The organism is Mesobacillus harenae, assembly GCF_013343715.1.
In the GTDB taxonomy this organism is placed as follows: Bacteria; Bacillota; Bacilli; order Bacillales; family Cytobacillaceae; genus Mesobacillus_A; species Mesobacillus_A harenae.
Map to the genome: position 1 here is coordinate 17,540 of NZ_JABUNR010000007.1, position 20,738 is coordinate 38,277.

At 40.1% G+C, this 20,738-nt stretch carries 25 protein-coding genes; 11 read left to right on the forward strand and 14 right to left on the reverse strand.

What is annotated here, in order from left to right; genetic code table 11:
- Positions 1-40: 40 nt before the first annotated feature.
- From HRJ06_RS09845 to HRJ06_RS09860, 4 genes are all read right to left on the reverse strand, one after another.
- On the reverse strand, positions 41-1,645 hold the full coding sequence (locus HRJ06_RS09845) for an ABC transporter substrate-binding protein (RefSeq protein WP_174732544.1): 1,605 nt from the start codon (positions 1,643-1,645) through the stop codon (positions 41-43).
- A gap of 74 nt (positions 1,646-1,719) precedes the next feature.
- Entirely contained in the window at positions 1,720-2,700 is a 981-nt protein-coding gene (locus tag HRJ06_RS09850; RefSeq protein WP_174732546.1) for an ABC transporter ATP-binding protein, read from the reverse strand.
- A complete protein-coding gene (locus HRJ06_RS09855; protein WP_174732548.1) occupies positions 2,693-3,691 on the reverse strand; it encodes an ABC transporter ATP-binding protein in 999 nt (332 codons plus the stop codon). Before HRJ06_RS09855 ends, HRJ06_RS09850 begins: the two co-directional genes overlap by 8 nt.
- Before the next feature lie 361 nt (positions 3,692-4,052).
- Positions 4,053-5,801 carry an ABC transporter ATP-binding protein gene (locus HRJ06_RS09860; protein ID WP_174732550.1) on the reverse strand — a complete coding sequence of 583 codons (1,749 nt, stop codon included), beginning with the start codon at positions 5,799-5,801 and terminating at the stop codon, positions 4,053-4,055.
- A gap of 299 nt (positions 5,802-6,100) precedes the next feature.
- Here HRJ06_RS09860 and HRJ06_RS09865 point away from each other — a divergent pair, with 299 nt between their 5' ends.
- Complete coding sequence (locus HRJ06_RS09865; RefSeq protein ID WP_174732552.1) at positions 6,101-6,274, forward strand: hypothetical protein; 174 nt, start codon at positions 6,101-6,103, stop codon at positions 6,272-6,274.
- On the opposite strand, the gene ntdP is transcribed toward HRJ06_RS09865, so the two are convergent.
- From ntdP to fabL, 4 genes are all read right to left on the reverse strand, one after another.
- Entirely contained in the window at positions 6,257-6,787 is a 531-nt protein-coding gene (gene ntdP, locus HRJ06_RS09870; protein ID WP_174732554.1) for a nucleoside tri-diphosphate phosphatase, read from the reverse strand. The genes HRJ06_RS09865 and ntdP overlap by 18 nt on opposite strands.
- Before the next feature lie 238 nt (positions 6,788-7,025).
- Positions 7,026-7,280 carry a YgaB family protein gene (locus tag HRJ06_RS09875; protein WP_174732556.1) on the reverse strand — a complete coding sequence of 85 codons (255 nt, stop codon included), beginning with the start codon at positions 7,278-7,280 and terminating at the stop codon, positions 7,026-7,028.
- A 245-nt stretch (positions 7,281-7,525) separates the two neighbouring features.
- Positions 7,526-7,747 (reverse strand): gamma-type small acid-soluble spore protein, encoded by a 222-nt coding sequence (locus HRJ06_RS09880; RefSeq protein WP_174732558.1) that lies wholly within the window; start codon positions 7,745-7,747, stop codon positions 7,526-7,528.
- Positions 7,748-7,830: 83 nt separating this feature from the next.
- On the reverse strand, positions 7,831-8,580 hold the full coding sequence (gene fabL, locus HRJ06_RS09885; protein WP_174732560.1) for an enoyl-[acyl-carrier-protein] reductase FabL: 750 nt from the start codon (positions 8,578-8,580) through the stop codon (positions 7,831-7,833).
- Positions 8,581-8,752: 172 nt separating this feature from the next.
- On the opposite strand from fabL, the gene HRJ06_RS09890 reads away from it, so the two are divergent.
- Positions 8,753-8,977: a hypothetical protein gene (locus tag HRJ06_RS09890; protein ID WP_174732562.1), complete on the forward strand. Its 225-nt coding sequence runs from the start codon at positions 8,753-8,755 to the stop codon at positions 8,975-8,977.
- A 72-nt stretch (positions 8,978-9,049) separates the two neighbouring features.
- Here HRJ06_RS09890 and mutY read toward each other — a convergent pair whose 3' ends face one another.
- Together mutY and HRJ06_RS09900 are read right to left on the reverse strand one after the other, a co-directional pair.
- Positions 9,050-10,144, reverse strand: a complete 1,095-nt coding sequence (gene mutY, locus HRJ06_RS09895) for an A/G-specific adenine glycosylase (protein WP_174732564.1) — start codon at positions 10,142-10,144, stop codon at positions 9,050-9,052.
- Positions 10,145-10,193: 49 nt separating this feature from the next.
- Positions 10,194-10,490: a hypothetical protein gene (locus HRJ06_RS09900; RefSeq protein WP_174732566.1), complete on the reverse strand. Its 297-nt coding sequence runs from the start codon at positions 10,488-10,490 to the stop codon at positions 10,194-10,196.
- Between the two features lie 179 nt (positions 10,491-10,669).
- Here HRJ06_RS09900 and HRJ06_RS09905 point away from each other — a divergent pair, with 179 nt between their 5' ends.
- Positions 10,670-11,650, forward strand: coding sequence for a metal-dependent hydrolase (locus HRJ06_RS09905; protein ID WP_174732567.1), 981 nt, complete (start codon positions 10,670-10,672; stop codon positions 11,648-11,650).
- 609 nt (positions 11,651-12,259) lie between these two features.
- On the opposite strand, the gene HRJ06_RS09910 is transcribed toward HRJ06_RS09905, so the two are convergent.
- Positions 12,260-12,532 carry a YfhJ family protein gene (locus HRJ06_RS09910; RefSeq protein WP_174732865.1) on the reverse strand — a complete coding sequence of 91 codons (273 nt, stop codon included), beginning with the start codon at positions 12,530-12,532 and terminating at the stop codon, positions 12,260-12,262.
- Between the two features lie 128 nt (positions 12,533-12,660).
- Between HRJ06_RS09910 and sspK the strand changes: the two genes are divergently transcribed.
- The gene (gene sspK / locus HRJ06_RS09915) at positions 12,661-12,810 is read left to right on the forward strand and encodes a small, acid-soluble spore protein K (protein WP_174732569.1); all 150 of its coding nucleotides are present in this window, start codon (positions 12,661-12,663) and stop codon (positions 12,808-12,810) included.
- Between the two features lie 85 nt (positions 12,811-12,895).
- Positions 12,896-13,048, forward strand: a complete 153-nt coding sequence (locus HRJ06_RS09920; RefSeq protein WP_174732571.1) for a YpzG family protein — start codon at positions 12,896-12,898, stop codon at positions 13,046-13,048.
- A gap of 59 nt (positions 13,049-13,107) precedes the next feature.
- Here HRJ06_RS09920 and HRJ06_RS09925 read toward each other — a convergent pair whose 3' ends face one another.
- Positions 13,108-13,449 carry a YfhH family protein gene (locus tag HRJ06_RS09925; RefSeq protein WP_174732572.1) on the reverse strand — a complete coding sequence of 114 codons (342 nt, stop codon included), beginning with the start codon at positions 13,447-13,449 and terminating at the stop codon, positions 13,108-13,110.
- 88 nt (positions 13,450-13,537) lie between these two features.
- Between HRJ06_RS09925 and HRJ06_RS09930 the strand changes: the two genes are divergently transcribed.
- On the forward strand, positions 13,538-14,215 hold the full coding sequence (locus HRJ06_RS09930) for an SDR family NAD(P)-dependent oxidoreductase (protein WP_174732573.1): 678 nt from the start codon (positions 13,538-13,540) through the stop codon (positions 14,213-14,215).
- Between the two features lie 2 nt (positions 14,216-14,217).
- Here HRJ06_RS09930 and recX read toward each other — a convergent pair whose 3' ends face one another.
- Positions 14,218-15,027, reverse strand: coding sequence for a recombination regulator RecX (gene recX / locus HRJ06_RS09935; protein WP_174732574.1), 810 nt, complete (start codon positions 15,025-15,027; stop codon positions 14,218-14,220).
- A 98-nt stretch (positions 15,028-15,125) separates the two neighbouring features.
- Between recX and HRJ06_RS09940 the strand changes: the two genes are divergently transcribed.
- From HRJ06_RS09940 to HRJ06_RS09960, 5 genes are all read left to right on the forward strand, one after another.
- Complete coding sequence (locus tag HRJ06_RS09940; RefSeq protein WP_174732575.1) at positions 15,126-16,025, forward strand: TIGR01777 family oxidoreductase; 900 nt, start codon at positions 15,126-15,128, stop codon at positions 16,023-16,025.
- A gap of 67 nt (positions 16,026-16,092) precedes the next feature.
- A complete protein-coding gene (locus HRJ06_RS09945; RefSeq protein ID WP_174732867.1) occupies positions 16,093-16,218 on the forward strand; it encodes a YfhE family protein in 126 nt (41 codons plus the stop codon).
- A 97-nt stretch (positions 16,219-16,315) separates the two neighbouring features.
- On the forward strand, positions 16,316-16,498 hold the full coding sequence (locus HRJ06_RS09950) for a YfhD family protein (RefSeq protein ID WP_174732576.1): 183 nt from the start codon (positions 16,316-16,318) through the stop codon (positions 16,496-16,498).
- A 570-nt stretch (positions 16,499-17,068) separates the two neighbouring features.
- A complete protein-coding gene (locus tag HRJ06_RS09955; protein ID WP_174732577.1) occupies positions 17,069-17,320 on the forward strand; it encodes an alpha/beta-type small acid-soluble spore protein in 252 nt (83 codons plus the stop codon).
- A gap of 100 nt (positions 17,321-17,420) precedes the next feature.
- Positions 17,421-18,842 carry a sodium/glutamate symporter gene (locus HRJ06_RS09960; protein WP_174732579.1) on the forward strand — a complete coding sequence of 474 codons (1,422 nt, stop codon included), beginning with the start codon at positions 17,421-17,423 and terminating at the stop codon, positions 18,840-18,842.
- A gap of 328 nt (positions 18,843-19,170) precedes the next feature.
- Here HRJ06_RS09960 and HRJ06_RS09965 read toward each other — a convergent pair whose 3' ends face one another.
- A complete protein-coding gene (locus tag HRJ06_RS09965; RefSeq protein ID WP_174732581.1) occupies positions 19,171-20,424 on the reverse strand; it encodes an ATP-binding protein in 1,254 nt (417 codons plus the stop codon).
- Between the last annotated feature and the right edge of the window lie 314 nt (positions 20,425-20,738).

Sequence of the window (20,738 nt, forward strand, 5' to 3'; positions counted from 1 at the left end):
AAAAGGGAGCCATTAATGGAACTCCCTTTTCTCTCATCAATTATTTAAGTTCAACAGTTGCTAGGTTATCTGAACCAGTTGGATGAGGCTTAAATCCTGTTATTCCCTTTTTACCGGCTAAAGCTGGCTCAGAGTGAACAAGCGGGATCCACGGAGCATCTTCCTTAATCAACAATTGAGCTTCCCCATATAGCTTTTCGCGTTCGGCCTGATCAGGGCTTGACTGAGCCTTTATCAGCAGGTCGTGTACCTCTTGATTTTTATAATAAGAATAATTGTTGCTGCCAATACTATCTTGGTCTAATAGAACATATAGGAAATTATCAGCATCGCCGTTATCCCCTGTCCAGCCAAGCATGAATGCATCGGCTTCCCCATTTCTCGTTTTTTCTAAGTATGTCGGCCACTCATAAGAAACGATTTTTGATTTAACACCAATTGCTTCAAAGTTTGCCTGAAGGGCTTCCGCGACCTTCCTGCCATCCGGCATGTAAGGGCGTGCAACCGGCATTGCCCACAGTTCCATCTCAAAGCCATCCTCGAAACCTGCTTCTTTTAAAAGTTCCTTTGCCTTTTCAGGATTATACTCATAGTCAACAACATCATCATTGTAACCAGCAATCATTTTCGGCATCGGATTCTTAGCCGCTTCAGCTGCACCTGCATAAAATGCATCAATAAGAGCCTGCTTATCGACAGCATGATTTAATGCCTGACGTACTTTTTTATCTTTCAATGGTCCACGTGTATTCGTTAATCCAACATAGGCAACGTTCATAGATGGCCGGAAAAATGTTTGCAGATCAGCATTGCCTTCAATTGATGGAACATCACTAAAGTTCACTCCATCAATTAAATCGACTTCACCTGCTGTCAACGAATTAACACGGGCAGAGTTTTCTGGTATCACCCGGAAAATAACAGAATCAAGCTTCGGTAACCCTTCCTGCCAGTACTCTTCATTTTTCACAATCGTAATACGGTCATTTCGCTTCCATTCCTGAAATTTAAACGGACCTGTCCCAACAGGGTTTTCCGTAAATTTATCCCCGTGCTTTTCGATTGCTGCCGGGCTGGCAATTCCAAATGGAGACATTGCCAGATTCTTGAAGAAAGGTGCTAAAGGGCGGCTCAGCGTGAACTCCACCGTATGCTCGTCGATTGCTTTTACTCCCTCAAGGACACCAGCAAACTGAGAATTATAATAATAGAAACTTTCTTTATTTCCGCCCTTCCAACGCTCAAAATTGAAAACGACAGCGTCGGCATTAAAGTCAGTTCCGTCATGGAACTTGACACCTTTTCTTAAGAAAAGAGTATGTTTTAAGCCATCATCTGTACTTTCCCACTTTTCAGCGAGCCCGGGATGCACTTCAGTATCCTGCTCGCCAAATTCAGTTAAAGTCTCAAAAATATTTTTGGTAACTTTAAAGGATTCACCTTCTGTAGTAGTAGCTGGATCTAAAGATTCAGAGTCACCGCCTCGTCCGAAAACGATCGTACCTCCTGCTGAGTTTTCAGATGAATCGGTACCGCCCTTATCTGGCTCTTTATCTGTGCTGCTAGACTCTTTGTTACAGCCTGCCAACACCAGTGATAGAATCAGGATAAAAGCAAAAAACAAAATCCCATTGCGCTTCTTCATATTTTTCCCCCTCTTTTTGTGTACCGAAGCCCTTGGCTTCTTGTTCCTATTTATCATCCATGCAAGCACTCCATTTACTTTTCTGATTCTTGAAATAAATGGCATGCCGCAAAATGACCTGGTTCAACTTCTCTAATTTGAGGCCGTGTAGTTCTGCAGATATCCATACATTCCGTACACCTTGTATGAAAAGCGCAGCCTCTAGGCGGATTTGAAGGACTTGGCATGTCGCCCTCCAAAAGGACCCTTTCTTTTTGAATATCAGGGTCTGGTACTGGTACAGCTGAGAGCAAGGCTTTGGTATAAGGGTGAAGCGGGTTCTCATAGAGTTTTTCTGTATCTGTAATTTCTACCAATCTGCCAAGGTACATAACTCCTACTCTGTCACTAATATATTTAACAACGCCAAGATCATGGGCGATGAATATATAGGTTAATTGAAGATCTTTTTGCAAATCTTTTAGCAAATTTAATACTTGAGATTGTATCGAAACGTCAAGAGCGGAAACTGGCTCATCAGCTATGATTAACTTTGGCCGTGTCATCAAAGCCCTTGCAATGCCAATGCGCTGCCTTTGCCCTCCACTGAATTGGTGAGGGTAGCGGTTGGCATGATAGCTGCTTAAACCAACAACCTCTAGCATTTCCTTTACCTTTTGCTTTCTCTCTTTCTTTCTCCCCATTCCATGAACAATTAAAGGTTCTTCCAGAATTTTTTCCACTGTGTGTCGGGGGTTTAACGATGCGAACGGGTCTTGAAAAACCATCTGCATATCTTTCCTGACTTTACGCAGTTCGGTAGTGTTCAAATTCGTTAGGCTATTTCCTTCAAATACAACTTCTCCAGCTGTAGGTTCGATTAACCGCATCAGCATTCTGCCAGTAGTCGATTTTCCGCAGCCGGACTCCCCTACGAGTCCAAGGGTTTCACCTTTATTAACGAAAAAGCTTACTTCTTCCACAGCTCTTACGTCTCCTACCTTTTTCCCGAATACCCCGCCGGATATGGGGAAATACTTTTTAAGATTGTCTACTTTTAGCAGGATTTCAGGCATCTGCGATTTCCTCCGTTTCATGTAAAAAACAGCGAACTCGATGACCTTTCTCTTGTTGGTATAAGCGGGGACTTTCATGGTGGCAGCGGTCATACGCAAATTCACAACGTGCTGCAAACCGGCATCCAGTTTTGATAGATCCTGGCTTTGGTACATTTCCAGGAATGGAGTATAAACGTTCTGTTCTATCCCTTATATCAGGGATAGATTTTAACAGGCCTAAAGTATAAGGGTGTTTCGGGTTTTTAAAAATAGTCCTGACAGGCGCCTCTTCTACAATTTTACCTGCATACATAACTAAGACTCTTCGGCATATCTCCGCAACCACTCCCAAATCGTGGGTTATCATAATAATTGCTGTCTCCAGCTGTTCATTCAAGTCTTTCATTAACGAAAGTATTTGAGCTTGAATTGTTACGTCAAGAGCTGTTGTCGGCTCATCAGCAATTAAAAGCTTTGGGTGACAGGATAACGCCATTCCTATCATGACTCTCTGTCTCATTCCCCCTGACAGCTGATGAGGATACTCCTTCATAATTTGTTCAGCCCTTGGAAGTCCTACGATTTTAAGCATATCAATGGCCTGTTGAGAAGCTTGACTTTTTTTAAGCTTTTTATGTATTGAAAGAGCCTCTACCATTTGATTTCCAATGGTAAACAGCGGGTTGAGAGAGGTCATTGGCTCCTGAAAAATCATAGCTACATCGTTGCCTCTAATTTCTCTCATTCTTCTTTCTGAAGCTGTAACTAGATCTTCGCCATTCAACAGGATCTCTCCCTCTACAATTTTACCTGGCGGCTGAGGAATGAGCTTCATGATCGAAAGCGAGGTAACACTTTTGCCGCAGCCTGACTCTCCTACAATCCCAAGAATTTCCCCTTTATTTATTGAAAAGCTGATTTTATCCACAGCAGGTATTTCTCCACCTGAAGAGAAAAAAGAGGTCTTTAGCTGTCTTACATCCAAAACTGGAGCCGAAGCGTGTACCAAATTTATTCCCCCTTTCTGACTAACTAGTAATGTTAATTACCAGTTGTTCTTTATTAACTTTTTTTTAATTTTATAACGAACTATTTTAATATCTTACCAATATTTGTTAATATTTCCAATATATAGTACTTACTAAAATCGTCGTAATCTACCTCAACATTTTATGAAGTCACTTAAAAAACATGCCTGATTGCCCTAAATATCTTTTATATATAAAACATGATTAAAAGGAACCGTCTAGTAAGGAACCGATTTGAAGTTTTCGCATTGCAGGGAGGTTAAACGCAGTGCACTAGTCGCTGGGCACTGTAAAATTTATTCTGTCTATAAAAAAAAGCCGAAGCATTTAGCTTCGACTTTACTAACTTTCCAGCTGCTGAACCTGGAAAAGCTTTTGGTATCCTCCCCGTTTGATCATTAATTCTTCATGTGTTCCCGTTTCAACAATTTCGCCATGTTCGATTAATACAATGCGATCAGCATGCGTGATTGTCGATAATCGGTGTGCGACAATAAATGTGGTACGTTCCTTTGCCAGTTTCTCAAGTGTCTCCTGGATCAGGTGCTCGCTTTCAAGATCAAGCGCAGAAGTAGCTTCGTCTAAGACTAGAATCGAAGGGTTTTTCAAAAAAACTCTCGCAATTGCGACCCTCTGCTTTTGGCCCCCAGAAAGCTTAACCCCACGCTCTCCTACTTTTGTATCATAACCTTTAGGAAGACTCATGATAAATTCATGAGCATTGGCCGCCTTCGCAGCAGCAATCACTTCTTCATCGCTGGCCTCCGGGTTGCCAAGCAATATATTCGTTTTAACAGAATCACTGAACAAAATACTATCCTGCATCACCATTCCGATTTTATCCCTTAAACTCTTAATTTTATAAGAGCGTATATCTTCACCATCCAGAAGGATTTTCCCATGGTTTACATCATAAAATCTTGGGATAAGGCTGACAAAAGAAGATTTCCCTCCTCCACTCATTCCTACTAGTGCTATTGTTTCACCTTTTTTTACATCTAATGATATGTTGTTTAGGACGGTGTGTTCATCCTCTTCATAACTAAAGTGGACATTTTGGAAAGAGATATCCCCTCTGACTGACGTTAATTCCTTTGCATTGGGGGAATCGACAATATCATACTTTTCGTCAATAAGTTCAAATACACGATCCATTGAAGCGATTGACTGGGTAAGTGTTGTTGAGGAATTAACAAGGCGGCGCAGCGGATTATAAAGCCTGTCTATATAAGCAATAAATGCAAACATCTCTCCCAATGACAAATTACCTTGAATAACCTGATATCCTGAAAAGCCAATTACGAGCAGCGGGGCAATATCTGTTATTGTATTAACAACAGCAAAGGCTTTTGCATTCCAGCTTGTATGGTCAAGGGCCCTGTTTAAAAAGTTACGATTTTGGCTGTCAAACTGTTTTTGTTCATAATCTTCAATTGCAAAACTTTTTACAACTGACATACCGGCCACACGTTCGTGCAAATAACTTTGTACCTCAGCAAGTGCTTGGGAACGAACCCGTGTAAGCCTGCGAAGATTTCCGAAAAAGTACCTGACAGAGAAAGCATAAAGTGGAAATAAGATCAATGATACAATTGTCAATTGGACATCCATCGAAAACATAATAGCAGCTGCGATGATTATTGTGGCTACGTCGAGCCACAAATTCATCAGACCGGTAATGACGAAGGTTTTTGTTTGTTCTACGTCATTAATCACCCTGGAGATGATTTCTCCAGCTCTTGTGTTGGCGTAATATTTAAAACTCAGTTTTTGGAGGTGCGTAAACAAGCTATCACGGATATCATACAAGATCTTATTAGCTGTCCACTGAGCAAAATATTGACGATAATATTCAATCGGAGGTCTAAGGATAACAAAGATAACTATCATAATACCCATAACCATGATAAGCTTGTCCGTCTTATCTGTTGAAGAAAGGCTGTCGTTTTGAACAATATCATCAACTACATATTTTATGAGCAAAGGAATCAAGAGGGGAATAGCAAATTTTAATATACCAATCAAAATGGTTCCGATGATTTGAAGACGGTATGGTTTAACGAACTTTAAATATCTGCGGGTACTGCCCATTCTCATCCTCCTTCCTACCTATTTCTATTGTTTAACTTTACTGTGATAACATAAACCCAGCGCAGAGCGAATTATCGGCATCTTCTTAACGTTAATCGAAGTATGCAATCAACCAACACGAAAGAAAGAAGCATTCGCCGTTAACCTATAGGAGGTCTGGGCGCAGAAAGCTGGATGAAGAAAATATGTTCGATTGATCTATAACATGGATTTCCTTAAAGCAATCGCTCATTAAGTCGACGTATGGACTGGGGGACACCGACTGAGATAAAGGAAACTCGAAGAGCAGAAGCGATTCGATGTTGATTATCATAGGAGGCGGGCGAAGTACACTAGTGGCTGAAGCCGGCGGCAGTCGACCGTTTATCCTAACTTGGAATTTTTACCGTTTCCTAAACAAAACAAAACCTGTTGAACGCAGTCAACAGGCCGCAGATAATTTGGAATTTGATATTTTAGCGTCTGTACGTTAAATATCGTTCATACCAGATGTCGATAAAATCTGGGGCAAACGGACCTTTCCTCTGCCTAATCCAATGTATCAACTTTTCAACATTATACTTTAAGATCTGGTCGATTACATCAGGATAGTTCATTTCTCTTCTATGCCGTTCATATTCGTCCTCATCAAGAAGATTGAACGTCATATCGGGAAATATTTTAATATCTAGGTCATAGTCGATATATTTTAATGCTTCTCCGTCAAATATAAATGGAGAACTTATGTTGCAGTAATAGTACACACCGTCTTCCCGAATCATTCCAATCACGTTAAACCAATGCTGGGAATGGAAGTAACAGATAGCCGGTTCACGAGTAATCCAGGTCCTACCATCGGATTCAGTCACAATTGTTCGGTCATTTCCGCCAATAACAAGATTTTGGCTGCCCTTTAAAACGGTTGTTTCTTCCCAGACTCGATGGATGTGTCCATTATGTTTATAACTATGTATTTGGACCGGTTCACCTTCGATGGGTACGCCCATTATTCTCTCCCCTACCTTCCTTCCCGGAAGCTTTGCAACCCTACCATTTGTAATATTTAATTTAACAATTGCTAAACGACAAAAGGCAACAAAGAACGATTCCTATTTTTTATTATTATAACGGTTAACGACAAAATTTAAAACAAAATAGCCGTTGAAAATGAATTCAATGGCTTTTGAGATATTAGTTTATTAGATTACATTCAGTATAACGCAGTTTTAACTATGAGCCCAAGCATTAACGGTAAACAATATTTTCCTCTTGGTAGGAACGAATAACCTCTTCCGTTTGTTTTTCAAATATTGCATGGATTTCCCTAAGGTCCTTTTTCATTAATTCGATTTCAGTATGAATATCTTCAAGCTCTGTTTCCTTGCCAAGCAAAATAAGCTCCTGTTCAATATTCTGACAACGCTCTAGTTCACCCTGAAGATGCAGCAGCTTTTCCATAGTCTGTAACTGCGTGGAAACTAAGTGATTAAACCCTGCCATGATATCCCACCACCTGATATATTATTAGTTTATTTACTTATTCGTTTGAAATTAAAAATACCCTTTGACTAGTCCTGTAGACAAATCAGAAGTTTTGTCGAATGGAAAGAAAAGCGGAGCCGACTGGTCAGCCAACCATCCAAACGTTTTTAGAACTTTATGAAGGAATTGTAGTTTAACGAGTCCAAATTGCCAGAAGTAAAAAAAGGACACTCTCTATTCGAGAGTGTCCCTGCTGTTTATAATTAGCTTTGTTGGCCTGATTGACCACCAGAAACGTTTTGACCTTTTCTGGCTTCAGCTTGTTGGTTTTGTCTTCTTACTTCTTGAGCATTTGTTTCACTAGCAAATTCAGTGCCGAATTGGCCAGCTTGTCCTGCTTGTCCGCCGCGAGCAGATTGAGCGTTTTGTTGTCTTACTTGTTGTGCGTTAGTTCCAGATTGAGCGTTTCTCGGGCTGTTTGCCATAGTTATCACCTCCACGATAATAATGTATCCACGATTGAGGTTTCCTATCCAAACAGAAATTTACCAATAAAATCCATTTTTATCTACACAAGCAGTGATATTCCACCATCAACAATCAGGGTTTGTCCCCGGATCATACCCGCTTTTTCCGAGACCAAGAACATAACTGAATTTACGATATCATCTATTTCAACCATACGTCCCGCTGGTGTTTTCGCCCGCGCTTCAGCTAAAAGTTCTTCTCGATTAGGGAAATGTTTTAAAGCTTCTGTATCAACTGCACCGCCAGAGACAGCGTTGACAACAATGTTCTTTGCCGACAATTCCACTGCAAGGTAACGGGTTAGTGCCTCAAGAGCTGCTTTGGATACACCTACAGTTGTGTAATTTTCCAAATAGCGAATTGAGCCCAAGGAACTAATACTAACAATTTTGCCTCCGCCATTTTTATCCATTAATTTAGCAGCTTCCTGAGCACAGAACAATAATGCCTTGCTATTGATATTCATTGTCCAATCCCAGTGTGACTCCTCGAGCTCCATAACAGGCCTGAGGACTCCAGATGCAGCATTGTTCACAAATACATCCAGTCTTCCATATACCTCATCAATTTCGGCAAACATCTGCTTAATTTTTTTTACATCACCAACATTGGCCTTTATAACCAGAACTTTTCTTCCAAGCGATTCAATCTCTTCAGCTGTTTCCAACGCTGCTTTTTTACTTCTTGCATAGTTGATAACGATATCGTATCCATCCTCAGCAAGTCTCAACGCCGCTGCCTTGCCAATCCCTCTGCTGCTGCCAGTAATTAGTGCCACCTTTTCAGACATAATATATATTTTCCCTTCTAATTATAACTTTTGTTTCATTTTAACTTTTACAGGTATATATGACAATAAAGGTTCAAGTTTATTGACCTGTTGCCTCTAAAGATTGCCTTTTATAAAATTGGAGAATTGGAGACAAACTATCAATGCGTATTCATGAAAGGACTGATCTTTAATGTATGTAGGACGGGATATGACTGAATTGTCTATGATGTCAAAAAAAGAATGGAAAGATAGCGAGCTTGCTTATTTACACCACGCCTTGCAGCAGGTAGTTCCATATTTAAATTCTGAAGGCCAGACGATTCACCGTGAGATTGTCGAAGAAATCGAAAATCGCGGAGGAATGAAACGCCATGAAGCAGATTACACCCATGGAACCGAAGTCACATATGATTAGAGCTACAGCTGACCTTAACATTAAAACGCCGTTATAACGGCGTTTTAATGGAAGGGAATAACATAAAGTGATTTAGCTTTCCAAATATTTTTGCCACATTTTTTGGTGAGAAACAGGAAATGCATAATTCTCCAATTCTTCATGGGTTACCGCCTTATAACCCGGATCTTCATCATGAAGATCGAGCATCTTACCCTTATAAATAGTAATATTCCAAATTAGGTGGGAGAAGACATGCTCAAGTTGTCCTAATACTGAGTTAATTTTTGTTTCTTTTCCGTATTTTTCTTTAAAATGTTGCTGGAGCTGTGACCTTTCACTTTTAAAATTCGAATTCACTTCTACGTTCGGAAATTCCCACAAGCTGGCTAACAAACCGTCATCAGGCCTTTTCCTTATGAGAACTTTCCCATCTATGTCGGTTAAAATAGCTGCTGCCAGCTTGACCGACCGCTGTTTTTTCTTTTTGGACTTTACAGGCAGTTCGTGCTGGGCCCCCTGATGGAAGGCTATACAGTGTTCTCTTACCGGGCATAAAAGACATGATGGTGAAGTTGGAGTGCAAATCAGCGCCCCTAGTTCCATTAAAGCTTGATTAAAAGCAGAAGGGTTTTCTTTGGATATTAAAACTCGAACTGCCTGTTCAAAGACTTTTCTGGTCGCCGGTTTTGCAATATCCTCCTTTATTAACAAAATACGTGACAAGACGCGCATTACATTACCATCTACTGCCGGCTCCGGTACTCCATAAGCAATGCTCAAAATAGCACCTGCTGTATATGGACCGACACCTTTAAGTGATGAAATGTCCTCCAGTGTATTCGGAACCTGACCACCATATTGTGTATGAACTTCTTTAACTGCTGACTGGAGGTTCCTAACCCGTGAATAATAGCCGAGCCCTTCCCACGCTTTAAGAACTTCTTCCTGATCCGCTTCAGCCAGAGCTTCTACTGTTGGAAACTTATGCATAAATCGGTTAAAATAAGGTATAACAGTATCTACTCTGGTTTGCTGCAACATGATTTCTGATACCCATACTTTATAAGGGTCTTGATCCTTCCTCCATGGAAGCTCTCTCTGCTCTTTCATAAACCAGGTAATCAAGTCAGCTTGAAAAGCACTTATTTCCACATCCTCTAAATTTTCCAATTTATTTATTGTCAATTTCTTTCCTCCTGGTGTTAAACAATCAAACTTTTTGGGAATATAAATATTAACATTGTTTTATAGCAAAAAATTGAAGCTCGGTTAAGCCGCCGACTAGTAGAGCATCAAGTTCGCCAAATACTGAATGATCTTTTGAAAGCCTAAGCTTTTTTATCGCAAAATAATGAGCTTCAGTTGGAATTTTAAATGATTCAACAAAACGATTTGTCTTTTCAACAGACTGAAGACACTCGATTTCATCCGCATCATATTTTGTTAAAGTAGAGATGATTAAAGCAAGCTTGTTTTTATACCGATTAATCTCGCATTGCTTTACATCATACTCTATAACCATTTTCAGCATCTTTGTCAGCTCCTTTTGGAATAGCAACGCCTAAAATAAAGCTAGTAGGCTGCTGGATATTTTGAAAATTAATAAACTGACCAACCTTAACGTAAACCAATCTATCAATTGACACAAGCTTTTATCACCAAGAAAAACTTCCAGGAATTATTGTTTTCCTGGTCAAGGAGGTCATTCCTTTGGATACAGGTACCCACATGGTGATGGGACTAGCGCTTGGCGGACTGGCCACTCTTGATCCGGTAGTTGCCCAAGACCCTGCAACCGCAAGTGCGATACTAGTTGCCACTGTAATCGGTTCCCAGGCTCCGGACATCGATACAGTTTTAAAATTAAAAAATAACGCAGTTTATATTCGAAATCATCGGGGCATTACACATTCGATACCCGCCGTACTTTTATGGCCCCTTTTTATTTCAGGAGGTATTTTTCTTTTTCACCCTGGTGCAGATTTGTTCCACTTATGGATTTGGACATTTATTGCTGTATTCCTGCATGTTTTTGTCGACATTTTTAACGCATATGGCACTCAGGCGCTAAGGCCTTTTTCGTCGAAATGGCTCGCATTAGGAGTCATTAACACCTTTGATCCCTTCATATTCGGCATTCATTCAGTCGGATTGTTCTTGTGGGCATTTGGCGCACATCCCGGCTATACATTCCTGGCCATTTACGCTGTGATTGTTGTCTATTATATTAAACGCATTATTTACAAACGGAGCGTTTTAAAATCAGTACAGCATTTAGTACCTGATTCTACCGAAATTATAATTGCACCGACAATGAAATACCATCACTGGCGAATAGCTGTTATGAACAAACATCAGTTTTTCGTTGGGCGCGCATACAAAAATGACGTTCGGATTTTAGATCAATTTAACAGAGTCCCTGTGCCAGAGACACCTGTCCTCGCTGCCGCCAAAAGGGATAAAAACCTGTCAGCGTTTCTCTCCTTCTCTCCAGTCTACAGATGGGAACTGGATGAGTTGGAAGATCATTATGAGGTTCGATTTATTGATTTACGCTACCGCAGCAATGGCCACTATCCATTTGTTGCAGTTGTAAAAATTGACCAAGATCTTCAAGTTTTAAGTTCATACACAGGCTGGATTTACAGTGAAGAGAAACTCCGTAAAAAACTAGAAGTCCTCCCTGGCTAGAAAATGAAAAGCGGAGACTACTGATGAGAAACGAGCAAACTGGAGATTCCGACAAAGAAGCGATGTTTGCTTCTGCAGGAGGAATGGAAGTTTGCCGAGTTTCTAGGAGGCGCAGCTAGACAATGAAAAGCGGAGACGACTGTACAGAAATTTGTTAACAGTTGGGGTTCAGGTTAAGTACCTGGTCTGATAAATAGACGGAAAAATTCCGCTTAATTAACATTTTTATTAAAAAAGGGCTTAAATAGAGGGAGAGATTCCGCCTATTGACCCCAATTATTCGAAAATGGGAGATTTTTCTTTGCATAACCGGAAAATCTCCCCTTATTTTCCCTGAAACGAGCTCCATTCTGCATATAACGGGAAAATTTCCGTTTATTTTACTTTGGCTGGTTACTCAATTAAGGACAAGCCATCAGTCTCATAACAAGACGCCCCCCGCATTACGGTAAACGTACTCACAAGTAAGTGAGGAGGTTTGTATTCCTAATAAAGAAACTCGCCAATTACTATGGCGAGTTTTACTTTTTTTATCCAATACCATTCCCGCACATATTTCAAAGAAAGGCACCAAAACGGAACGGCTTTAAGGTCCTCCGACATCGTTTTTTAATGGAGACGGTTTTTATGATCCTGTTCCAAAAAGTGCTTGTACTTTGGATTTTTCGCAATAAATTCATGGAGTTGTCCGCCGTATTGCTGAATCCATTGTCGGACGACCTTTTCCGTCATTTCACTGCCCTTAAATTCTCTGCCCGCTTTTGCATAGGTGGATTCGAAATCTTCCCAGAGCAATTCAACCCATGTGCGCGCCTGGTTATAAGAAATATGCTCATTTTGTTCAAGCAATAGACTAGCTAATTTTTCATGGTAATCATTCATGTACATCACCTCATTACCATTTAATTTATCCTTCACTTTATCATAGACGCTAACAAAGAAACAAATAATATTACTGCGTGGCAGCCTTTTTGCTCCCACTTAACTTTTTCCAGTCCAAGGAGGGCTATATGCGAAACAAAGCAAGTAACTTCCCAAACATCAAACGGATTGAAGGCGGACCGCGAGCTAAAGCCAAGTTTGCGTCAAGACGAGCCGATGGAACGATAAACACCCATCCACAGGAGAGAATGAAAGCATCTTCCAACAGAGAATCTTGATAGGTTAAATAACCCTTAAAAGACAACTTTCTAGCAAGAACCCTTTGATGAACAAGAATTTGCTATTCCTAAAAGGAGGATATTATTGGGTAGAACCAAGAATTTGTTTGATCACAACCCATATGTTAGCCCATTTACTGCACCATGGTATAAACCTAGGAATGCCCGTTCCCAGAACAATTCAGAGAACCGGTATCAGGATCTTAAAGTACTAGACCAGCGCAAAAGGGACCTATAAATCTAAAACCAGAGCAGATTCGCTCTGGTTTTACTTAATTGCTTTATTTACATGTCAATTTAGTTGTGATCATTACTTTGCTCTAGCTTTTTAAGCATAGAAATTGGCAATGCCTCTTCTTCTCCTGTTCCGTTCAAGCGGTACCCCCAAGCAAAGACACCATTCATGTAATTTATTTTAAAATAAGTACCTGGATCTGTTTCTACCTGGTAAATTTCTCCTGCCTTAAAATCCGCTGGGTCCAGTAAGTAGGCCTTTGCCATTACTGCCTTTCGTTCTAGGACGGAAAATTCACTGACCATCCCCATTTGTTCGGCTTTTCTAGCCTTCTCATGGAGACTGGCGATCTCTTGCCTTAATTCGTATTCTGTCATCTGACTGTATCGTTTTTCCCGCTCCATTTTCATTCACTCCCTGATCCTAATCAGTTTAATTATAAAGAATTTTGGGATATAAATAAAGAATAGCCTATTTTGAGGAGGTAACTCAATGGAGTCGGTAATTGTAACAGGCGCCGGATCAGGTTTAGGAAAAGAACTCGCAGTTTTACTGGCGGGACAAGGATATCATATAATACTAACCGGCCGGACAGAAGCTAATCTAAAAATTACTCAGAAATTAATACAACATGCAGGAAATCATGCTGATGTACTAGTCCTTGATATCAGAAACAAAGAAGATATTAAAGATAAATTTTTGCAAATAGATAACCAATACAACCTTCTCGGATTGATTAATAATGCTGGCGTCGGGTATTTTGGTCCGTTTGAGCAGGGAACAGAAAGTCAGATAGAGGAGGTTTTTAATACAAATGTATTTGGCACCATGAGCATGACGAAGGCAGTTCTCCCCTACCTCTCGAAAGCTGGCCGTGGATTTGTTATGAATATTATTTCCACAGCCGGTCTAAGAGGAAAGAAAGATGAAGCGATCTATGCAGCCAGTAAATTTGCAGTACGAGGATTTACGGAAAGTCTGCAAAAGGAGTATGAGGGGAGCGCCATTAGGTTTATTCCAGTATATATGGGCGGAATGAATACCCCCTTTTGGGACAGCAGCAGTCATGTCGATAATCCATCGAAGTTACGCTCCCCTCGTGAAGTAGCAAAACTTATTTTGGATAATATGGATAACGACACAATAACAATTGAATCGAAAAGGCCTTAATTTTATTCCAGCTCACGTTCTTGAAGGCATTCATCGATTAGGTCAATGGGGAACCCCTTGCGGAATAGTGCTTGCTTCATTTTTTGCTTATATTCATAGCCGCTAAACTTCGCGTATTTTTTATGCAGCTTGTCGGCTTGGATTCTTAATGCTTCCAATTCATCATTATCAGATTTTTCTATTTCCGCTTCATCCAGAGCCAGTTTTATAACTGAAAAAGGGTAGCCTTTTCTCAACAGCATTTGCTCGAGTTTTTGTTTAAGATTTCTTGATGACTCTTTTTTATTTTTTTCAATATATTTTTCACAAAGCTTGAGGGCTTTCTCAAACTGAAGGTTTTCGGGGTATTCTTTCAGCGTATCAGTCAATATGGCTTCTGATATCCCTTTCTCCTTCATTTCTTGCTTAATAACATTAAGCCCTTTGTCAGTTGTATTTTGCTGGGTACGGACGAAGGCTTTAGCAAATTCTTCATCGTTTAAATAGCCATGATTCTTTAACTTATATATAACCTCATTAATAACCTGCTCACTAACTTCTTTTTTTGCAAGATACTGATTAACTTCCCTCTCGGAACGCATGCGATGCGATAAATAATGGATAGCAGAATTATATGACTTTCTTATATCATCCTGAAATAAGACTTCCGTAATTGAAAGATCATCGATTTCAAGACCCTTTTTAAGCTGATGCTTAATTAAGACATCTTCATCCACGCTAAAGGCATATTCTTCTCCTTTGCCTGAATCTAAAAAGATATTGTACCTGTCTTTATTTTTCTTTTGAATGGTGATTTTAGTTATTACAGACATTTTTGTTCACCTCTTAAATAATGTATCACACTTTATAAAGGGTTTTGACAATAAAAACTCGTAATTAAATTATTATAGATTGATTAAGGAGGGATAACATGAAGATTGCCATTACAGGCGGCACTGGCCTAGTTGGGAAAAGCTTAGCTTCATCTCTTATTGAGAGTGGAAATGAGGTCATTATCCTAACAAGAAATGACCAACAAACGAATCATCAATCATTAAAATTTATAAAATGGCTTCATGAGGATGCTTCTCCCGAGAATGAACTTGAAGGAACCGATGTTTTTATAAACCTGGCCGGGACCACCATTAATACACGCTGGACTGACTCAGCAAAATCTGATATCCTTTCCAGCCGCATTACGGCAACGAACGAAGTTTTAAGGATTATTGGGTTGCTTTCAAAAAGGCCTAAGCTTTTAATCAACGCGAGTGCAGTTGGTTTTTATGGAGTATCAGAAAAAGTATTATTCACAGAAGCACAGCCAGAACCCGGAAGTGATTTTCTGGCTGAAACGGTAATGAAATGGGAACAGGAAGCTCTGCGAGCGGAGAACATGGGCCTTAGGACTGTCCTTTGTCGATTTGGAATCATCTTGGATAAAGAAGAAGGGGCTCTGCCAAAAATGGTCATGCCGTATCGCTTGTTTGCGGGTGGTAGAATTGGTTCAGGCCGGCAATGGGTATCATGGATTCATCTAGATGATGCTGTAAAAGCTATTCACTTTGTGATCGGTAATGAGAATCTGAAGGGTGCGGTAAATTTTACAGCACCAGAACCTGTTAGAATGGACGAGTTTGGTAAAACAATTGCTGATGTTGTGAATAGGCCCCATTGGATCCCTGTTCCCACCACTGCCTTAAAGGCTATCCTTGGGGAGATGAGCTTCCTGATTCTTTATGGACAGCAGGCAGTTCCTTCTAAATTAACTGAGCAAGGTTTTCAGTTTCGCTATCCGACGTTAAAACCGGCACTTAAACAGATTTATTCTTAGGCCCTGATTAATCATGGATGAAAAGGAAATACTAGGTATCATAGGATATTAAGAAAGGATGATAATGATGGATAAAAGAAAACGAGACAAAATAAAAAGCACTTTATCAAGTGCACAAGAGGTAACATATTCACGTGAATTCAAGATGGCTGACAGGGCTGCGGGCTTTATACGAAACGGCCGTTCCCATTAAGGAATTACCATTCATAACAACCTGATATTTTGTAAAATCTAAAAGTACGGGAAACTTAATTTCCCGTACTTTTTTGTATGAAAGGGGTTTTCCATACATGGGTCGAGCACATAGTCAAAAAACTCGGGATAAAAACAAAGCCAACTTGCCACAGGTACCTAAGAATATGAAGTCTGACGGATTAGACGTTGAGTTTAATCGGGAATTGGCTGACCATGAAGATATGGAGGCACTCGCCCGTTCAAAAGCTGCCTACGCTAGAGCTAAAGGAAGCAAATAGTCTGACGTAACAAGATTCATGCTAAAACGACAGCAGGGCCAATAGCCTGCTGTCGTTTTGAGTTATCAGCTTCAAAAGGAAAAGAGATTTCTACATCCCCTTAAAAAGGTACAGTTTATCCACATACCTGTTGATAATGTTGATAACTATTGTTAAAACCTTACTTTCTCTATTTTTATAGCTGTGGACAAATAATTGTGGATAAGTCTGTGTATTTTTGTGGATAGTGTGGATAAACCTGTGGAGTACTCTAAAATACTCATTTTATATTGTTAATAAACTTGGGATAAACTATATTCCCTTATTACTCGTTTTTCAAACCTATACAAAATCTCAAATTTTGAAATTACCTTTTCAAGAAGATACCAGGAGCACATTTCCTTTAATAGGGGATCTTAAGAATAGGCCTGGTGAGAAGATCCACTCCTTCCGAAAGTGTTCAGTCAACCTCTTGGCTGACATGAACTACCCCCCTTTTTAAATACCTCATAAAGGAAATCCGGAGGACTTTTTCGATAATAGAATATCCTATAAGTTGATAAAAAAATCTATAAATAAGGTGGAATTCGAATGGCTAGAAGAAACAAGATCCTTATACCAGAAGCACGTAATGCTCTTGATGACTTAAAGGCAAAAGCAGTTCAAACTAATGATCCTAATATGGCTAAATTTGAAGCTGCAAAGGAGGTCCATGTCCCATTAACAAAAGGTTATAATGGAGAGCTTACCTCTAAACAAGCTGGACAAATTGGAGGAAGGTTAGGAGGCAGCATGGTTCGTGACATGGTGCAGATGGCTAAGAAAAATATGCAGCACAAATAGATAACGGATAATTTACCAACGGGTTTATGGACTATTAGGCCGTTTTTCTTAAGAGAGACTGGGTATTGCATAGTATAGACTTTGTTTTTGGAGGTTAACTATGTCACCTGATTTAATCGGCATGAGCCTAATTATATTAGCTCTATTTTTGGCTCTTGGGATGGTTATTCGGTTAATTACCCCGCCTTTTCAAAAAATGTTCCTGCCTAGCTCTATAATTGGCGGGTTCTTAGCTTTACTGATAGGCCCACAAGTGCTTGGGAAGCTGCTCGATACAGTAGTTGAAGAAGATTCTTTTCTAGCGAACGGCCTAATCTCACCAAGCTTCATGGAGGTTTGGTCTACACTGCCTGCGCTATTAATAAATGTTATTTTTGCCGGGCTCTTTCTTGGCAAAAGGATTCCTAACCTCAAAAAAATTTGGCGGCTGGCCGGCCCGCAAATAACTTTTGGACAGACCATTGCATGGGGACAATATGTAATTGGGATTCTGCTTGCATTGTTTGTGTTAAATCCTTATTTTGGCCTCCCTTACATGGCTGGTGCATTAATAGAGATTGGTTTTGAAGGAGGGCACGGGACATCTGCTGGTTTACAGGAAACATTCACGCAGCTGGATTTCGAAGAAGGAACGGCATTAGGTCTGGGACTTGCAACAGTCGGTGTTTTTTCAGGCGCTACGATTGGAATGGTACTAATAAACTACGGCATTAGAAAAAACAAAACTCAGATCATTAAGAAGGCGAATACAAACGAAAACCCGGATATTGAAACATTCAAGAATGCTGACAAGAGAGAGTCAGGAGGAGAACTGACGGTAAAGTCCTCTATAATAGAGGCTTTGTCCCTTCACATAGCGGCAATTGGACTGGCGATTTTGATCGGATATGGTTTGCTGCAAGCGTTAATAGGTCTCGAAGCTCTAACATGGGGGGCTTGGACAGATACCTATGTAATGGAATATGTACCTGTCTTTCCGCTAGCTATGTTAGGAGGTGTTGGAATTCAGCTCATCCTTGACCGTATTGATGGCATAAAGGTTATTGACCGCGGGTTAATCAATCGAATCCAAGGACTGGCCCTTGATCTATTAATTATAAGCGCTATTGGGTCTCTTTCCCTTACTGCTATCGGCAATAATCTTATTCCCTTTCTCATCCTTGCAGCTGCCGGGATCATTTGGAATGTATTAGCTTTCTTATTTATTGCACCTAAAATATTGCCCGATTATTGGTTTGAAAGGGCGCTTGGGCATTTTGGCCAGGCGATCGGCATGACTGCAACAGGGCTCCTTCTTATAAAAATTGCTGACCCTGATGAAAAATCCCCAGCCTTGGATGGCTTTGGCTATACTCAGCTGTTTTTCGAGCCCATTTTGGGAGGAGGCCTTTTTACAGCAGCATCTATTACATTAATTGCAGGATTTGGTCCGATTCCTGTTTTGATATTTACAGGGATTCTGTTTATTTTCTGGATCAGCTTGGGCTTCTTTTATTATGGCAAACAGCAGAAAACCAATTAAACAAAAAAATATTATTTTAAATTTGACACGTCCGCCCAAAAGTTATATAATTAAATTTCACGTTGCAGTAACTTGGACGATGATACTCGTAAAATAAATTTGGCGTTCTGCTTTATATATAAAAGGACTTATTCACACTGGATCGGCTTCGGAGCCGTAAGGACATAAGAGAGGTAGGGCTTATGTCGTTTAGGTTAGACCAAGTGGAATAATGACCGCGGCAATTTATGATAAATAAATTTTACATTTTACTTGTGAGGTTGCAAGTTACTAAAAAGGCGAACCAAGCTATGGCTGGTTCGCCTTTTTCTATGGCATTTTTCGTTCCTTATTCTTTATCAATAGGGAGAGTGACGGTAACTACGGTTCCCAAATCAGGTTCACTTTTATAAGAAATGTCTCCGCCTATCGCTTCAATAATTTTTAGCGAAACAGAAGTCCCTAGACCTGTCCCTTTATCTTTAGTGGTATAAAATAAAGTTCCGATTCGAGCTAGCTGCTCCTCATTCATTCCTTTTCCGGTATCAGCGACAATTATGATAGCCTGGTTCCCTTTTATCTCAAGCTTGATTTGTACTGTTCCACCCTCGCTTGTAGCTTCAATTGCATTTTTTATAATATTAACAAATGCTTGTTTTAGCTGATTCCGATCAGTCACAACAAATGCACCATGTTCCAGCTGATTCTCCACTCTAGACCCTTCCTTTAGTCCCAAAGGCTTTAACAGCAAATATACTTCCAGTACTAAATCCATAAGATTGACCTTTTCCACTTTTTCAAATTGAGGCTTGGCAAAATTCAAATAATCGTTAATGATTGATTCCGCTCTGCCTAGCTCACTTAAGACCAAGCTAAAGTAATATTTATTAGTTCCAGACGCCTGCTTTTGCATGAGCTGTAAAAACCCTTTAACGACAGTAAGCGGATTACGTACTTCATGGGCAATTGATGCAGCTAGTTCCCCAAGGGTATTTAGTTTCTCAGCTCGAAGGATTTCCTTGCGCATTAACTGCCGCTCGATCGCAGACTCATGTAAGTAGGCGGCACACCCAATCGCCAACACTTGGATTACGCCAAATAAGAAGATGTTAGTCATGATCGTGCCGATTTCGATCCCTGAACTGCCTTGAAAAAAGATGAAGGCAAGCAAAATACCGCACATCCCTACTGCTGGCCAAATTCCAATTAAAACGGCTATTTTGATCCTTTTTGAGGGCATGTAGGTCCAAAATTTATCTACAAACAAGGCGGGTATAATTGAAGCTATTACTCCGCTTATATACCCGAAAAGCAGAGCATCGCCTCCTATGAAAGTTCTTGCTGCCATATAGGCTATCAAAACAATCCCCCCTGCTAAAGGGCCTCCGTATAAAAAGGCAAGAACTAAAGGGACATAACGCAAATCCCAGTATAAGCCGTAGCTCTCGAATGAAAAAAATAAACAGAGAAATACCGATAGACCCTGCAGCAAACCGAATAATATTCCCTTATTGCGTATTTGTCTATTTTCAAATACTAGGTTATAAAGGAAAATTGGCAGCAGAATAATTAACACGTGTAACAGAAGCTTTTCGGCAAGCATTGCATCTTCTCCAGTCAACAAGAAATTAAATTGTTTTAATCTTATTGATACGACATAATTTTTCTATTTCTCTATATTCTTTAAAAACAGAGCTAGATTCGATCATTAGGTTCAATATAGGTTAAAAACTGACAAAATTTTTTTGACAAAAAAACCCACTTTAAAAGTGGGTTTTTAAATGATTTTTTATTTCACTATAGAGTAATCATGCTCTGCAGCCGGTTCGGGAGTCTCCCTCCTTCGGGATCTCCCTTGAATCACTTTGCCTGCAGGAATGTAATTGGGCAACCTCGAAGTAACCAAGATACGAATTT

Bases quoted from the DNA above. Each gene is read 5' to 3' on its own strand.
- HRJ06_RS09845 (WP_174732544.1), bottom strand. From the start codon at position 1,645: ATGAAGAAGCGCAATGGGATTTTGTTTTTTGCTTTTATCCTGATTCTA.
- HRJ06_RS09850 (WP_174732546.1), bottom strand. From the start codon at position 2,700: ATGCCTGAAATCCTGCTAAAAGTAGACAATCTTAAAAAGTATTTCCCC.
- HRJ06_RS09860 (WP_174732550.1), bottom strand. From the start codon at position 5,801: ATGGGCAGTACCCGCAGATATTTAAAGTTCGTTAAACCATACCGTCTT.
- HRJ06_RS09865 (WP_174732552.1), top strand. From the start codon at position 6,101: ATGTTGATTATCATAGGAGGCGGGCGAAGTACACTAGTGGCTGAAGCC.
- ntdP (WP_174732554.1), bottom strand. From the start codon at position 6,787: ATGGGCGTACCCATCGAAGGTGAACCGGTCCAAATACATAGTTATAAA.
- HRJ06_RS09875 (WP_174732556.1), bottom strand. From the start codon at position 7,280: ATGGCAGGGTTTAATCACTTAGTTTCCACGCAGTTACAGACTATGGAA.
- HRJ06_RS09880 (WP_174732558.1), bottom strand. From the start codon at position 7,747: ATGGCAAACAGCCCGAGAAACGCTCAATCTGGAACTAACGCACAACAA.
- fabL (WP_174732560.1), bottom strand. From the start codon at position 8,580: ATGTCTGAAAAGGTGGCACTAATTACTGGCAGCAGCAGAGGGATTGGC.
- HRJ06_RS09890 (WP_174732562.1), top strand. From the start codon at position 8,753: ATGTATGTAGGACGGGATATGACTGAATTGTCTATGATGTCAAAAAAA.
- HRJ06_RS09900 (WP_174732566.1), bottom strand. From the start codon at position 10,490: ATGCTGAAAATGGTTATAGAGTATGATGTAAAGCAATGCGAGATTAAT.
- HRJ06_RS09910 (WP_174732865.1), bottom strand. From the start codon at position 12,532: ATGAATGATTACCATGAAAAATTAGCTAGTCTATTGCTTGAACAAAAT.
- sspK (WP_174732569.1), top strand. From the start codon at position 12,661: ATGCGAAACAAAGCAAGTAACTTCCCAAACATCAAACGGATTGAAGGC.
- HRJ06_RS09925 (WP_174732572.1), bottom strand. From the start codon at position 13,449: ATGGAGCGGGAAAAACGATACAGTCAGATGACAGAATACGAATTAAGG.
- HRJ06_RS09930 (WP_174732573.1), top strand. From the start codon at position 13,538: ATGGAGTCGGTAATTGTAACAGGCGCCGGATCAGGTTTAGGAAAAGAA.
- recX (WP_174732574.1), bottom strand. From the start codon at position 15,027: ATGTCTGTAATAACTAAAATCACCATTCAAAAGAAAAATAAAGACAGG.
- HRJ06_RS09940 (WP_174732575.1), top strand. From the start codon at position 15,126: ATGAAGATTGCCATTACAGGCGGCACTGGCCTAGTTGGGAAAAGCTTA.
- HRJ06_RS09945 (WP_174732867.1), top strand. From the start codon at position 16,093: ATGGATAAAAGAAAACGAGACAAAATAAAAAGCACTTTATCAAGTGCA.
- HRJ06_RS09950 (WP_174732576.1), top strand. From the start codon at position 16,316: ATGGGTCGAGCACATAGTCAAAAAACTCGGGATAAAAACAAAGCCAAC.
- HRJ06_RS09955 (WP_174732577.1), top strand. From the start codon at position 17,069: ATGGCTAGAAGAAACAAGATCCTTATACCAGAAGCACGTAATGCTCTT.
- HRJ06_RS09960 (WP_174732579.1), top strand. From the start codon at position 17,421: ATGTCACCTGATTTAATCGGCATGAGCCTAATTATATTAGCTCTATTT.
- HRJ06_RS09965 (WP_174732581.1), bottom strand. From the start codon at position 20,424: ATGCTTGCCGAAAAGCTTCTGTTACACGTGTTAATTATTCTGCTGCCA.